The organism is Lactiplantibacillus daowaiensis, assembly GCF_005405085.1.
GTDB classification, from domain to species: Bacteria; Bacillota; Bacilli; order Lactobacillales; family Lactobacillaceae; genus Lactiplantibacillus; species Lactiplantibacillus daowaiensis.
The window spans coordinates 1-15,168 of the sequence record NZ_BJDJ01000013.1; the positions used below are offsets into that span (position 1 = coordinate 1).

The following is a 15,168-nucleotide window of genomic DNA, read 5'->3' on the forward strand; positions in this document are numbered from 1 at the left end:
AGGTGTTGTCATCGGAATGCCTCGATTCGTTTTTCCTCAGATTATACCTGAATTTTTAGTTTTCAGACAGTCCCTAGTTGTAATTTTTTTAATCCATTTTTGATTGATTGCGATTTGAATGCCTTTCTGCTCGATTAATGAGATTCGAGCTAATAATTTAGCAGCATTTTTGTCCGGTAGCGCATTAAGAAATTTGAAGAAAGTTCGTTGATCGAAAAAATCCATTAGAACGCATTGAAATTTTTACATTCTTATGGTCACAAGTTAAAAACCGCCCTGAAATTTGCCAGGGCGGTTTTTATGCAGTCTCATGTTAAAGTGATTGTTCAGTTCGTTCAATAATATCGTCTTGAGTTTCTTTAGATAAGCCGACAAAGAATGCTGAGTAACCAGCAACCCGGACGATTAAGTCGCGGTGTTTGTCGGGATGATTTTGAGCATCGACTAAGGTATCACGTGACACGATGTTGTATTGGACGTGATAGCCATGGAGTCGATTGAAGAAGGTCCGTAAGAGTGCGACTAATTTCATACAACTTTCATCACTCCGTAAGATCTGCGGTGACATTTTTTGATTCAAAAGGACGCCACCAGTGATATCTTCGGTGTGTAACTTCGACACAGACTTGAAGACGGCCGTTGGACCATCAGCATCCATGGCATGTTCTGGAGAACAGCCTTCAGCTAATGGAGTCCGGGCATGGCGGCCATCAGGGGTGGCTAACGTACTATGTCCTTGCCCAACGTTGGCAGAAATTGACGATGTGCCGGCATACCGTAAGCCACCGATTGGGCCGCGACCATAACGGGTATTTTTGTATTTAGCGATTTCGTCAATGTATGGTTGGTAAGCCTCAACAATCAAATCATCGACGTAATCATCATCATTGCCGTATTTAGGGGCATCGTCCACAAGCATCTGGCGAATGGCTTCACCATCTTCACCCGCAAAGTCCGATTGGAGCGCATCCCAAAGTTGTTGGGTGGTGAGCTTCTTTTCTTCAAAGACTAACTTCTTAACGGCGGCTAAGGAGTCCGCTAAGTTAGCAATTCCAACTTGTAGCCCACTAATAAAGTCGTAAACGGCACCACCTTCTTTGATCGTCTTACCACGGCCGATACAGTCATCAGTTAAGACGGAGCATAAGATGTCAGGGTAATTCTGTTCCAAAGCCAGGTCGCAACTGTTTTCGATAATGACACTTTGGCGCGTCATTTCACGTAAGGCTTTGTCCCAAGCGGCCATCAATTGATCATAAGATGTCATGTCGGTGAACTTACCGTAATCGGGTAATAACCGTTTGCCCGATTCAGGATCAATCCCGCCGTTCATCACGATAAGTAAGACCCGTGGGAAGTTGATAAAGCTCATCCCAGTACACCGGTAGCCCCATTTGCCAGGAATGGCTGTTTCTACACAGCCAATCGCACTGTAATTGTAGGCGTCTTCTTTTTTGACACCGCGTCGGATGAAGGATGGAATGATAACTTCGTCGTTGTTAAAGGCGGGCATCCCTAAGCCTTGTTTAATGACTTCGACACATTCACGCATGAATTTGTCGCTTAAGCCTTTGTGATACCGCACCGTTAAGTTTGGTTGTGGTAAGTGCGCTTGGGCAATCGCCCGTAAAATCAAATATGACATTGGATTGACGGCATCTCGACCATCAGGCGTTTGCCCACCAATCGTAATGTTTTGGTAAAGTGGACTCCCAGCTGAGAATTCCGTATGTTGCCATGAGCGCACTTTATTGATGGTCAACGTCTTGAGGCAAAGGTTGGTCAACAATTCAGTCGCTTGGTCAGCATCGATTTCACCAGTCGTTAAGTCACGTTCATAAAATGGGTCCAGGTATTGGTCTAAACGGCCATAAGAAACGGAATGCCCGTTAGATTCAATTTGCAAGGTCAAATGGACTAACCAGACGGCTTGGATTGCTTCATAGAAGGTATCCGCTGGTTCGTAAGGTACCTTGTTTAAAATGTGGGCCATTTTTTCTAACTGCGCTTTACGGGTTGGATTCGTCGCACTAGCCGCTTGCTTGGCCGCTAAATCCGCATAGCGTTGGGCAAAGTGATGAATCGCATCAATAACAATTAAACCAGCTTTATAGAAGTAGTATTTCTTTTGACTTGAGAAGTCGGTCAAATCAAGGTCAGCTAAGGCGGCTTTGATGCGATCTTCGTACCATTTCAACCCTTTATTGACCACGTTTTTGTAGTCAACCGCGATATGACCGTCACCAGAGGTGATATTGCCATCAGCACCGATTACGCCTAAGTCATAAAAGATTCGACTAGCTTCGGGGAATGACTTGTAACCACGGTCTTCCAACGTATTATGTTGCCAGAAGGGGGCAATATCACGGAGTTCTTTTTTAGATTCTTCAGTAATATAGAAGACATCGCCAGGGCGCTTTTCAAAGGTATCGAGTTCATCAATGACCCAGTTCATCGAATATTCAGGGAAGACTGGTGCCCAACGGTTTTGTCGTGCTTGGTTCCCGGCTAAGAGGGTATCGTCTTCAATGAAGATACTCATCTTGGCGAGGACGTTTTCGAGCATTTTAGCTCGTAAAATATCGACTTGTTCATCTTGATGGGCTTGGTATGTTTCAGTGGTTAAGATGGCCCGTTCGGGGTCAACATAAGGCTTCGCATCAATAATACTATCCCGAAAACGATCCATCATCGGCGTTAACTTGCCAAAGTGGTTTTCGGTGGTTTTATTTTGAGTAAGTGTTGCTGTCATAATTACGTTCCTCCTGTTGTTCGAAACCAATTTATCTTTCTTACGTAATTATCATAACATGCTACCTGGTTTGGTCAAGCGTTTTTAAGAGGGAAGTTAGTTGAATCATAAAGTAAAGTCAAAATGCACGAATGTGCAATCCAACTGTAATTGTCGTTGACAGGGAAGTTTTTGAACTGCTGGGCATTAGCGTTAGTTAGAGATCATATTAAACCCAAAATAGCGTCAAAAAAAGCTTAGAACCAATCGGCTCTAAGCATCGGTGTGAACTAGTTCTAAGTGCACTTGTTCTTGGCGTAACAACTCGCGAACGTTAGCCGCGACTTGGTCGTCGGTAATAACGGTGTCAACTTGATTAAAGGCTAACTGCCGCACGGTACTCTTGGCGTTGAATTTACGAGAATCCGTTAAGATAATTGTATTTTCGGCGTTTGCGACCATTGCTTGCACGGTATCGGCCCGCATGATGTCGTTACTATAAAAGCCAAATTGGGCATCAAAACCATCAGTGCCTAGGAATAACTTGTTCGTATGAAAGTTTGCGAGCATCGCTTTAGTTAATGGCCCCACCGCAACTTGGGAATCGGCTTGGTATTCACCGCCTAAAACGTTGACGTTGATATTGGGGTAGTTGCGAATGTAATTGGCAATAAAAAAAGAAATCGTAATGATCGTAACGTGTTTATCAGCTTGTGCCAGCTCTTCGGCCATCAAAGCACAAGTCGAACCAGATTCAATCATAATCGTTTCATTGTCTTGCACTTTTGCTGCGGCGACTTTAGCAATTTGTCGCTTAGTATCGTAGTTCTGCGCTAAGCGGAACTTGAGGTCGTTAGGATTATTAATGATGGCAAACCCGTGTTGACGTTGTAATAAGCCCCGGTCTTCAAGTTGGGTTAAATCTTTACGAATGGTTACTTTCGAAACTTGCAGTAAGTCAGCTAGTTCATTCACTTCGATTTTTTTGCGTTGATTTACGATTTGGAGGAGTTGTTCATTTCGTTTGTTCATTACGGTCACCGTCCTGTCTGCATTATTATAGCACGCCGCTGGGTTTAATCGATAGATAGCAGCTTTCTTTCGAAAGAAAAAGCATTTACGTTTGATATTAAATGCGTTAGGATATAGGCAAAAGCAAACAAAGGAGTGACTCAGCATGGCTGCAGCAACTGCGACGACGGCACCGCTAAAGGGGCTGGTCTTCAATATTCAAAAGTTCAGTATCAATGATGGTCCCGGCATTCGGACCGTGGTTTTCTTTAAAGGTTGTCCGCTTCGATGCAAGTGGTGTTCAAATCCGGAATCACAATCCGGGATCCAAGAGTCGATGTACGATGAACAAACCGCGAAGGAAACCATCGTTGGCGATTATATGACGGTTGATGAGATTATGAAAGTGGTGTTGCAAGACCGCGACTTTTATGAAGAATCTGGTGGCGGGGTCACCTTTTCTGGTGGCGAAGTGTTATTTCAAGCCCCATTTGCCATTGAATTAGCCAAGGCAATTAAAGCGGAAGGGATTCACTTGGCTTGTGAGACCACGGGGTACACGACGCCTAAATTATTCAAGCAATTCATGACTTATATGGACTTTATGTACTATGACTGTAAGCAATGGGATCGCAATCAACACCGAGTTGGCACCGGTGCTGACAACACCGTGATTTTAAAAAATCTTGAAGCCGCCGTGCAAGCGCATAAGACAATGATGGTTCGGATCCCAGTGATCCCTGGCTTTAATTACACCTTAGATGATGCCGATCATTTTGGCGACCTCTTCGTGAAATTAGGGGTGCCAGAAGTTGAATTATTGCCGTTCCATCAGTTTGGGTTGAAGAAGTATCAAGATTTGGGCCGGGAATATGAATTAAAAGACGTGAAACAACTACAAGCAGATGATTTAGTAGACTATAAAAAGATGATTGAAAAGCACGGTGTCAAAGTGCGGATCAATGGTTGGTAGACTGGGAGCGAACAAAGATGGATTTTTCATTAAGAACGGCGTTTAAACATACGATTTTAGCCGATCGGTTAAACATTATTCGGGCGGGAATCCTGGGTGCTAATGATGGAATCATTTCAGTTTCGGGCATCGTATTAGGCGCCATGGGGGCCAGCTTTTCAAGTTCCTATTTGCTCGTTTCTGGGGTTGCTGGGATGTTAGCCGGGGCTTGTTCCATGGCGGGCGGTGAATACATCTCCGTTAGCGCCCAACATGATATTCAACGCAATACCGTCAAAAAAGTCTTGCACGAGACTGAAACGACCCCGACAATGTCACGGCAACATTTGATCAACAGTTACCAAAAACGGGGGTTGAGTGTTAAAACGGCAACCATCGTGGCTGATGAACTGATGGCTAATGTCAAAGTTGAGGCGCAAGTTGATGAAGAAGTTGCCAACACGTATCAAATCAAAGTCGGGCATTATTTAAACCCATGGCATGCGGCGGCAACGTCATTTCTATCATTTATCACCGGCGCCTTGATTCCACTAATGGCAATGACACTGGTCCCTAATCCATATAAAGTATTGGGCACTTTGATTGCGATGATTATTGCCTTGGGCATGAATGGCGTCGTCAGCTCCCACTCACAAACGATGTCGACGAAGCGGACGATTATTCGGAATATTGCGGTGGGATTGTTAACGACGGTGATAACGTTTGCACTTGGTGAGTTGTTTCATACGACGATTGGTGGTTAGAACTAAATCATTGAAAAGTTACTGAAAATCACTATACTGGTGAAATTAACAGTAATTTGGAGATGACCATGTTGCAACTAATTAAGACTGACCGGCTCATTATCCGGCCATTTCAGATGACCGATCACGATGCCTTACAAGCGATGCTTTTAGACCCACAAGTCGTGGCTTATTTGCGGTATCGGGCGTTAAAGACGCCCACTGAATTTGATGACAGTTTTAAAACCCACTTTTTAGCGGATACGACGACAACCTTTGCTCTGGAAAACCGTGCGACTCATGCGTTAGTCGGTTTTTATGAATTTCATCCGGAACAAACGACTGGTATTTTGACGTATGCGTTAACTCCCGCGGCTTGGGGGCATGGTTACATTGCCGAAGCGGGGGCAGCCTTGATGGCGTACGGCTTTGAGACGTTAGGGTTTGAAGAGATTCAAGCGCATTATGCCGATGCTAATCCTAATTCGGGCCGCGTGATGGCTAAGATGGGGATGCATGACATGGGTGAGCTTGAAACCTTTACGCTAGATAATGGCACCACGATTCGGGTGATGGCCTACAACTTAATGAAAAACGACTGGCAAGCGGCTCAACCGTCGCAAGCCATGTAAGCTGTAACTGCTTTAGGTCATGTTGACTGAAGCAGTTTTTTTGTGCGCAGTTCTTTCTGAAACCCCTCGCGCTCTTTCTGAAATTAGTGTAATCTTAAAGGTATAGTTAAATGCTTATTTTGCAATTATTTTTATGAAGTGTGTTTGAGAGGGGTTTCGGTGTGTCGAAAAAAGTTGTCATGATTGTGACGATTGCGTTGTTATTATCAAATGCCATGAATGGCTTGGATAGTACGATTATTAGTACGGCTTTACCCGCAATTATTAGTGACTTACATGGGTTACAACTCATGGGTTGGATTGTGGCGGTGTTCTTATTAGGTGGGGCAGTAACGACCCCTTTGTGGAGTAAGTTAGGTGAGCGAATCGGCAATAAGCAAGCTTATCAGATTTCGACCAGTATCTTTGTGGTCGGCGCGTTGCTAGAAGGATTAGCGCCTAACATTATCTTTTTGATCGTTGCCCGGACGATCATGGGGATTGGGAGTGGCGGGATGACCGCGATTCCGTATATTATTTATGCGGAAATTTATCAAGACCCCGTTAAGCGTGGGAAGATCTTTGGTTATGTGACCGCAAGTTTTAGTACGGCGGCAATCATCGGGCCTTTGGTCGGTGGTTTTATTGTGGATAACTTCGGTTGGCATTGGGTCTTTTACATCAATGTCCCGATTGGGTTAGCGTCCATCTTGATTATTCAAGCGTTATATCAGGCGCCTAAACTGACTACGACTAAAACGGCGACCGATTACTTAGGGGCCTTGTTACTTTCCAGTGGTTTAGTCAGTCTATTAGTCGGCATTGAAATGATTGGTAAGTTACCAATCATTGGGGTGGTAGCGATCTTAGGGCTATCAGTCGCCCTGTTAGGCGGCTTAATGGTGGCTGAACAACGGGCAGTTGATCCAATTATTCCGAGTCGGCTGTTTAAGAATCGGTATTTATTAGCGTCATTTATCATGTTTTTCTTGATCTACGGGTTCTTTGTTGGCTTTAATGTCTATGTCCCAATGTGGGCACAAGGCTTATTAGGGACAACGGCCGTTATTGGTGGGGTGACCCAGATTCCGGGGTCAATCACGAACTTCTTAGGGGCACAATGGAGTTCAAATTTAGAACGCAAATGGTCAACGCGGACGGTGGTCATGATTGGCTTTGCGGGCATGTTGATTGCTTGTGGCTTGTTGGCGATTGCTGGGTTGAAGACCAGTTACTGGTTCTTACTGTTAGCTGGGGCCTTTCAAGGTTGTGGGATTGGGATTTGTTTTACGGTCTTACAAGTGAGTGTCCAACAACAAGCTGATCATCGTGATGTGCCGATTGCGACGTCGTTTAGTTTGCTAGTGCGGATGCTTGGTCAGACGTTCATGTCGTCGATTTACAGTGTGGTGTTGAACCAGTCGCTAACGACCGGGGTGGCGCAATCACATGGTAAGATCACGATGAATATGTTAAATGAACTGAGTGATGCGACGAGTGCCCAGCAGTTACCAGCAAGTTTGGTGCCCGCAATGCGGTCGATTTTACATGCCGGCTTGCACCATATTATGGGACTAGCGCTAGTCTTATTAGTGATTGGGATCGCAGTCAATATTTTGATGTTCCGGAAGCCCCGGGTACATCATCATTTGCGTCTGAAGTCAGTCAAAATGACTCAACATTTAAGTTAATGATTTAAGGCGGTTTTAGTTGTTGCTAAGACCGCCTTTTACTATACTAAAACAGATAGTTTGGAGGGGTTGCGTATGGCAACGATTAAGATTCGACCGGTAACGGCCGCAGAATTACCACAAGTATGGCAAATTGGGTTTAGTCATCCAGATGCCGAATGGCTCAAATGGAATGGCCCGTATTTTCATGATGACTTACCTAGTGAAGCGGTGTTTACCCATTTAGTGGGGCCACATGACTGGCTGATTGAACCGCGAAACTGGGTGATTACGGCGGATGACCAAATCGTGGGCAGTGTGAATTATCATTTTGTCGATGATGACTTAAAGCGTTGGTTAGAAGTGGGCATCTTGATTTTTGATGATCACCATTGGGGGCAACATATTGGCCAACAAGCCTTGCCATTGTGGTTAGATCATTTATTCAGTGAGGTCACGGATTTGCCCCATATTGGGTTAACGACGTGGTCAGGCAATCAACGAATGATGCGTTTGGCGACCAAAATTGGGTTGCAACTAGAAGGTCGGATTCCGCAAGTCCGTTATTGGCAAGATCACTACTATGATTCAGTTAAATACGGAATTTTGCGGGATGACTGGTTAGCCAAACGCCAATAAAGATTGGCTCAAAAAACATTTGTTCCCCTGGCGAAAGTACGGTATGATAAGTATTGTAAACTTTATACAGATGGGGCGGAGTAAATTGATGAGACGATGGCGTTTAGGCACCGTATTAAGTATTTTAGGGTTGGCTGTGTTACTGGGTGGTTGTAGTAGTCTGGATTCGCTAACGGATTCTGCTAGTTCAACCGATAATGCTTCAAGTAGCACTGCGACGAGTGACAATGTTAAGGGCACGTATGCGACATTAGCCAAACAGACGTACCAGTCTGGTGGGGCTGCTGCGATTAAAGTGAATAATGGGAAAAGCACGTTAAAGGCAAGTCTATGGAAACATGCCAAGATTGACTATGGTAATTTGGATAGCTTGAATCGGACGACAACGGATACAGCTTATTTGAGCAAAGCCAATTTGGGCCGTTCTGAAGGGCGCACGGCCCAGACTTGGAGTCCGACGGGGTGGCATAATCAACCAATCAAGGTCAATGGCAAGCGCGTTTATCCCCAAAATCGGGGGCATTTGATTGCGTATACCTTATCTTTTAACTTGACGAATACTGGGACTTACAAGGCTGGTGAAGCTGGTTCTTTGGATAACCCAAAGAACTTAGCGACTCAGACCGCTTATTCAAACCAAAAGACCATGCAGATTTATGAAAATCAAGTGCGGACTGCCTTGGAACAAGGCAAGAAAGTCATTTACCGGGTGACGACTGTCTTTCGGGGCAATGAATTGATGCCACGTGGTTACTGGTCACAAGCCGTTTCAACCGATGGTAGTGTTAATTTCAACGTGTATATTTGGAATGTTGAACCTGGGGTGAGTTTTGACTATGCCACGGGTCGTGGTAAAGCCGATGCCAGTATGCAAGTTGCCGGTGCGGACAAGGTGACGAGCAGTAACAGTACGGGCACTAGCACCAGTAGTTATTCACGCAAGCCAACGACAAGTAAACAAGTTGAAAAAGAACTATATAAATATGGCTATAAGTACGCCAAGAAAGCCTACAACAAGGCGACTAAATAAGTATTACAACGCAAAAAACGTTGGTCATCGTCAAGATGGCCAACGTTTTTTTGTAGGGCTATTTTTGATGGTCAGCGGCGATTGACCAAGGTGAGGTATGTAGCATCCAAGTGATGCCAAACTTGTCAATGAATTGGCCCATCTTGCCGCCCCAGAATTGTTCAGCAAACGGCATGGTGATCTTAACGTCATCGCTAGTGACTAAGTGTTGGTAGAATGCTTCGGCTGCTTGGGCGCTATCAGCATCTTCGCTATTGAGATCAAGCATCAACGAAATCTGGTCGGATGGTTGCGGGGTACCACGAAACGCGTCCGAACATTCGATTTTCGTGCCTAAAATGGTGAAGCCACCGTGCATCGTCATATTGTTGAGGTCCGCGTCAGCTGGTAACCCGAATTGCTGCGCTTGTTCCGGTTGTGGGCTTAACCGATAAACGTCAGTTGCGCCAAAGACCCGTTGGTAATAGTCGATGGCTGTCTTGGCATTTTCAAAGGCTAAATATGGGTATAGTTGTGATTGCATATCTGTCACTCCTTAATGAGTCATTTAGTTGTCAAAAGTATAGCATTAAGCGATTACATTGCCACTTAATCGGACTTATTGTTTAATTGCGAGACAATCCTTGAAAACTGTCGGATTTCACGACAAATTGGTCTAATCATCGCTGGCTTTTCTAATAACGGTGCTTATACTATTAGGTGTAGCGTTACTTAACCGCCGTTGATAGCAATTTTTTTCTCTTATTATATTGACAAGTAGCGCTACCCAAACCGTGCGACCTGAATTACGGGCAATCCTTCCCAGAAAGTCCTGTGATTTTTCCATAACGATGGTCTAGTTCCCAGCTAGGGCATTGCGACAAGTCGTTGGATTGCAATTACCCTTTGAGTACCTAACTATTCTGCAAGTTAGGTGCTTTTTTGTTGGCAAAAATGGGGTAGACAAAAAATGAGATCACCGGATTTCGGTAATCTCATGCAACTTAAAATGTGACGTGACTTATGACTGAATGTGTAGCGGTTAAATAAATAGTAGCATCGCTGCTGCGACTAGTGTTAATAAGTCAACAAGAATAAAACTGGCAGCTTTGGTGTGCCGACTAACGCGGTAAGTATCATAACCGGTCACAGCTAAAATCAGCCCTAACAGGGCAACACTTGAGTAGGTTAAGACGAGGTCATTTTGATGAACGGTATAAGGCAATAGTAAGAGTTGAATGATTAGCCAACAACTTGTGATGAGTAATAACCGAATTAAAATGGCATGTTGATTGAGTGGTTTCATGGCGGTCGCCTCCCTGTATTAATGCAATTGTAAACGGTTTCTTTAACGAGCAGAAGGCCAGTTCTAGTGAAGTGTAGCAAAATCCGACAGTTTTAAATAAGTGTTGCAATCAATGATGAAAAGGATTACCATTGATTCATTCCAATATTAGAATATAAGAATGAAGGAGGCTATGCAATGAATCGCAACGAAGCTGCGTTACAAGAATTCCGGGAAACGATTCCGATTTTTGAAGTTCTTGCCGATGAACGGCGGCAACAAATTATGATTGAGTTAACGCAACATACGGATGGGTTAACCGTTGGGGAGTTAACCAGGATTATGCAGATTTCTCAACCAGCTGTCTCGCATCAATTGAAGACACTAAAGGATCATCATTTTGTGACGGTCGAACGCCAAGGAACCCGTAATTTTTATCATGTTACGTTTGATGGACCACTAACGAAAGTTGAACATTTGATTCATACGTTACGTGAAGATTTGAAGCAAAAACCATATTTACATTAGGGGACTAAAAGCGTTGCTACGGGAGCAGCGTTGTTTTAGGTCTAATTCATTCTAATATTCGAATGTAAGAATCATTAGATTAAAAGGGGTGGTTACAATTTCAATTCGCACGGAGCTGGATCTACAGCGCGCCATGTACCAGCTATTGGAAGGGCGTTCGATGTCACAAATCACGGTTGAACAGATTTGTACACGAGCACTCATTCATCGCAGTAGTTTTTATCGGTATTATACGGATAAATTCGACTTACTCGCGCAAATGGTGATGCGCGCAATTGAAGACTTATTGGCGGCGGAACAAGCGAATGCTGCTGGCTCAGGTGTGATGGCACGCTTTATCGGAACGCACACGCAGATTTTACGTCACTTGCTGGTGACCAATACTGAGGGTGACAATAATCGCTCACAGCAAGTCATTAATGAGTGTTTTTTAACGATTGCCCAGACCGGTGCAACCGATCGGGTCTTTGTGATGATGCGCAAGTCGGTCCAACCGGACTTAACGGCATATCTGGTAAGTGGGGCCATTGCAAGTATCGTGCAGTGGTTAAGTAGTGAGAATTTAGACGGGGCCGCGTTAGCAACGCAAAAGGCGATTCAGTCAACGTTGGCCAGTTTTTTCTCACTTGAGCAGCATTCAGTTTGATTTTATTTTGGTGAAGGAAGGTTCCATGTTTTGAAGATGATTAGCGGGGAATGGCGATCAATTCGTCATAATAAAATTCTTTGGATTTCAGTGTCAGTTATGATTCTGATTCCATTTCTATACAGTGTCTTCTTCCTGACTTCGGTCTGGGATCCGTACGGGGATACAAAAAATTTACCGGTAGCAGTCGTAAATAATGACAAGCCGGTCAACTACCAAGGCAAGCGGTTTGCCGTTGGGGAAGAACTAGTTAAAAACTTAAAGAAAAACGACCAGTTAGGTTGGCGCTTTGTTTCAGCGGATAAAGCCGAACAGGGTATGGCCAATCATAAGTATTACACGGTCGTCACGATTCCAAGCAATTTTTCTAAGCACGCCACCACGGTGACGAGCAAGCATCCACAACGGATGAAATTACATTATTCAACAAATGCGTCGTTAAACTACATCGCTAAAGTGATTAGTGACGCTGGGGCGACTCAGTTGAACCAAAATATTCGTGCATCCGTGACCAAAGCGTATGCGCTAGCGATGTTTAAGCAAGTTAAAACTGCCGGTAAGGGCTTTGATAAAGCAGCTAAAGGGGCCCGGCAGTTGAAAGACGGGACCGTCGTACTGCAATCCGGGTTGAAGACGTACACGACCGGGGTACACACGTTGAAAAACGGGACGACAGAATTAAATACCAAGGTTAAGGCGATGCCAGCTGGGATTAATAAGTTGGCTGACGGAACCAGTGCGTTGAAGACTGGTTTAGATACCTTAAATGGCAGTACTGGCGAATTAGCTAGTGGTGTTAGCAAGTTGGTTGATGGTTCTGGTCAAGTGACTAGTGGACTAGGGACACTTAATAGTAAAACTGGTGAACTTGCCAGTGGGGTTGTTAAGTTAGCTGATGGTTCAAAGGCCGTTAAAGTCGGCGTGGTTACTTACACCAATGGTGTTTATACGCTATCTAGTGGTTTGCGGACCTTGAATAGTAAGACCGGGGCGTTATCAAGTGGTGTCACTGCTTTAACAACTGGGTCTAAAACGTTAACGAGTGGCTTATCCACATATACTGCTGGTGTCGATGAAGTTAATAGCAACTTAAAAACATTGAGTAGTGGTGCTCAACAAGTTAACAGTGGTTTGACTGAATTACAAAGTAAAAGTGGTGCCTTAACTAATGGCGCCAATGACCTAGTTACCGGGACAACTGCGTTAACGAGTTACTTTGGTCAACTTGAACAAGGTAGTAGTGAATTATCAACACAATTAGGTAATTTACACAGTACGATGACTAGCGAAGAAAACCAGGCCAAAATGACACAATTAACGGCTGGTATGGCAGCAATGGCCAAGCAGTTAGAAGCAATTCAAACAAAGCTAGCAGCAGCCGGTCAAACAAGTAGTAGTACTGCCAAGGTAAACCAAATTGTCGCTGATATGCAAACGCATGCGGATCAATTAGCTAATGGTACAGCCACTAGTACGACAACTAATAATAGCAGTGATGTGACTAGTGAAATTAATGCTAAAATCGATGCCGTTGCTAAGAGTAGTGATTTAAGTGCGGCACAAGTTTCAGCATTAAAGGCGTCATTAGCTAGTGTTGGCAAGAGTAGTAATACAACAACTAAGTCAACTAATCAAGTTGATACAACTGCGGCTACCGCTTTGAAGTCAGATGCAGCTAATTTGAAAGCTGCTGTAGCTGCCGCTCAACCAGCCACAACAACTACTGGTAGTTTGACCGATAGTTTTGCACAACTTCAAACTGGTGTTAATGAATTAGTTGGTCAAGTGAGTGAAATGGCAACTGCCGTTCAAGCTTTACAAGCTGGTTCAAATAAACTGACTGGTTCAATGACGGATATTCAAAACAAAATCATAACGCCTTTGGCTGCTGGAACCAATAGTTTACAAAGTCAGGTACCAGCATTGGTTACAGGTGTTGGGGCATTGGTTGATGGTAGCAGTCAAGTTGCAAGTGGGAGTACTCAATTGGCTGCTGGAACGAGTAAATTATCCGCTAATTCAAGTGCTTTGAACAGCGGTGCAAGCCAATTATCAACTGGATTGACCACGTTGAATAGTCAGGTGCCAGCGTTAACAAAAGGTATTAGTGCCTTGAGTAATGGTGGTAAACAGTTAACAAATAATTCTGCTAAATTAGTTGATGGTGCCTCACAAGTTGCTGCAGGCAATGCACAATTGAATCAACAAGTACCAACTTTAGTTTCAGGTGTTTCACAGTTGTTTAACGGTTCACAACAAGTCACTGGTGGGTTACAAACGTTAAATGGGAAAGTGCCCGCTTTGACTACTGGTGTCCAACAACTAGACACTGGTGCAACACAGTTAAACACTGGGATGCAAACCTTAAAAGGTAGCACTGGTCAATTAGTCTCAGGTGTCCAACAACTTTCAGATGGTGCTGACAAGCTCGATGCCAACTCACCGAAGTTATTAAGTGGGACTAAGAAGCTTAAAAATGGGAATGGTACGTTAGCGAAATCACTGCAAAGTGGTGCGGATACGGTTAATGCCACCCCATTGAAGAATGCCAATGCACAGATGTTTGCTACCCCATCTAAATTGACGCATTCTAACTACAGTTATGTACCAAACTACGGCCATGCGTTAGCGCCATATGTCTTGTCGTTAGCCTTGTATGTTGGGGCGATCGTCTTTAACTTTGCTTATCCAATCCGTCGTATCTCTGATGATGATGGGACTGCCACGGAATGGTTCTTAAGCAAGTTAGCGGTTGGTTTACCAGTCGCAGTCTTGATGGCGATTATTGAATGTATCGCATTATTGATCGTTGGCTTGAAACCAATCAGTATGGCTGGTTACTTTACGACTGCCATTATTATGGCGATTGCGTCGATGCTGATAGTCATGTTCTTGTCGATGTTATTTGATAATCCTGGTCGGTTCGTGGCAATGGTTATCTTGATGTTACAACTTGGTGGTTCTGGTGGGACCTTCCCAATGGAAATTACCAATCACTTCTTTAACGTCATCCATCCATACTTGCCGTTAACTTACTCGATCTTAGCTTTCCGGGAATCATTGACCGGTGGCTGGGGAACTGGGACATTCGTCTCGTCAATTATGGTCTTGATCTTGTTTGCCGTTGTCTCCTTAGTCCTCTTATGGGCTTCAATGGTTTACTTGAAGAAGAAGAACTTACAAGAACCATCAGATGCACCGATTCAAATGAAAGCCGGTAAATAGGGCTTAATTTAAAGCACGTCGTTGACTTAATTGTCAGCGGCGTGTTTTTTGTGTTCAGACAAAATAACGAATTTAGCTGATTAACTGTGGTAATATTAATGTTTGTTTCATTAAAATT

The 15,168-nt window shown here is 44.1% G+C and carries 13 protein-coding genes; 9 read left to right on the plus strand and 4 right to left on the minus strand.

The features are described 5' to 3' along the window. Positions 1-313: 313 nt before the first annotated feature. Positions 314-2,752, minus strand: a complete 2,439-nt coding sequence (locus tag FFM75_RS08880) for a glycyl radical protein (protein WP_137628818.1) — start codon at positions 2,750-2,752, stop codon at positions 314-316. A gap of 252 nt (positions 2,753-3,004) precedes the next feature. After that, positions 3,005-3,763 carry a DeoR/GlpR family DNA-binding transcription regulator gene (locus tag FFM75_RS08885; RefSeq protein ID WP_137628819.1) on the minus strand — a complete coding sequence of 253 codons (759 nt, stop codon included), beginning with the start codon at positions 3,761-3,763 and terminating at the stop codon, positions 3,005-3,007. Positions 3,764-3,908: 145 nt separating this feature from the next. Here FFM75_RS08885 and FFM75_RS08890 point away from each other — a divergent pair, with 145 nt between their 5' ends. From FFM75_RS08890 to FFM75_RS08915, 6 genes are all read left to right on the plus strand, one after another. Continuing rightward, positions 3,909-4,715, plus strand: coding sequence for a glycyl-radical enzyme activating protein (locus FFM75_RS08890; RefSeq protein ID WP_137628820.1), 807 nt, complete (start codon positions 3,909-3,911; stop codon positions 4,713-4,715). 17 nt (positions 4,716-4,732) lie between these two features. Next, on the plus strand, positions 4,733-5,458 hold the full coding sequence (locus tag FFM75_RS08895) for a VIT1/CCC1 transporter family protein (protein ID WP_137628821.1): 726 nt from the start codon (positions 4,733-4,735) through the stop codon (positions 5,456-5,458). Between the two features lie 68 nt (positions 5,459-5,526). After that, positions 5,527-6,069, plus strand: a complete 543-nt coding sequence (locus FFM75_RS08900; RefSeq protein ID WP_223876645.1) for a GNAT family N-acetyltransferase — start codon at positions 5,527-5,529, stop codon at positions 6,067-6,069. A gap of 161 nt (positions 6,070-6,230) precedes the next feature. Next, positions 6,231-7,739 (plus strand): MFS transporter, encoded by a 1,509-nt coding sequence (locus tag FFM75_RS08905; RefSeq protein WP_137628822.1) that lies wholly within the window; start codon positions 6,231-6,233, stop codon positions 7,737-7,739. A gap of 75 nt (positions 7,740-7,814) precedes the next feature. Continuing rightward, positions 7,815-8,357: a GNAT family N-acetyltransferase gene (locus tag FFM75_RS08910; RefSeq protein WP_137628823.1), complete on the plus strand. Its 543-nt coding sequence runs from the start codon at positions 7,815-7,817 to the stop codon at positions 8,355-8,357. Between the two features lie 88 nt (positions 8,358-8,445). Further along, a complete protein-coding gene (locus FFM75_RS08915; protein ID WP_171001468.1) occupies positions 8,446-9,387 on the plus strand; it encodes a DNA/RNA non-specific endonuclease in 942 nt (313 codons plus the stop codon). 58 nt (positions 9,388-9,445) lie between these two features. Here the strand turns inward: FFM75_RS08915 and FFM75_RS08920 are convergent, their stop codons facing one another. Both FFM75_RS08920 and FFM75_RS08925 read right to left on the minus strand, forming a co-directional pair. Next, a complete protein-coding gene (locus FFM75_RS08920) occupies positions 9,446-9,910 on the minus strand; it encodes a VOC family protein (protein WP_137628824.1) in 465 nt (154 codons plus the stop codon). 498 nt (positions 9,911-10,408) lie between these two features. Continuing rightward, on the minus strand, positions 10,409-10,672 hold the full coding sequence (locus FFM75_RS08925) for a hypothetical protein (RefSeq protein WP_137628825.1): 264 nt from the start codon (positions 10,670-10,672) through the stop codon (positions 10,409-10,411). Between the two features lie 177 nt (positions 10,673-10,849). Between FFM75_RS08925 and FFM75_RS08930 the strand changes: the two genes are divergently transcribed. The 3 genes from FFM75_RS08930 to FFM75_RS08940 all read left to right on the plus strand — a co-directional run bounded on the left by FFM75_RS08930 (position 10,850) and on the right by FFM75_RS08940 (position 15,050). Continuing rightward, a complete protein-coding gene (locus FFM75_RS08930) occupies positions 10,850-11,179 on the plus strand; it encodes an ArsR/SmtB family transcription factor (RefSeq protein WP_137628826.1) in 330 nt (109 codons plus the stop codon). 160 nt (positions 11,180-11,339) lie between these two features. Further along, positions 11,340-11,825, plus strand: a complete 486-nt coding sequence (locus FFM75_RS08935) for a TetR/AcrR family transcriptional regulator (RefSeq protein WP_223876646.1) — start codon at positions 11,340-11,342, stop codon at positions 11,823-11,825. 36 nt (positions 11,826-11,861) lie between these two features. After that, the gene (locus tag FFM75_RS08940) at positions 11,862-15,050 is read left to right on the plus strand and encodes a YhgE/Pip domain-containing protein (RefSeq protein ID WP_137628905.1); all 3,189 of its coding nucleotides are present in this window, start codon (positions 11,862-11,864) and stop codon (positions 15,048-15,050) included. Positions 15,051-15,168: the final 118 nt, after the last annotated feature.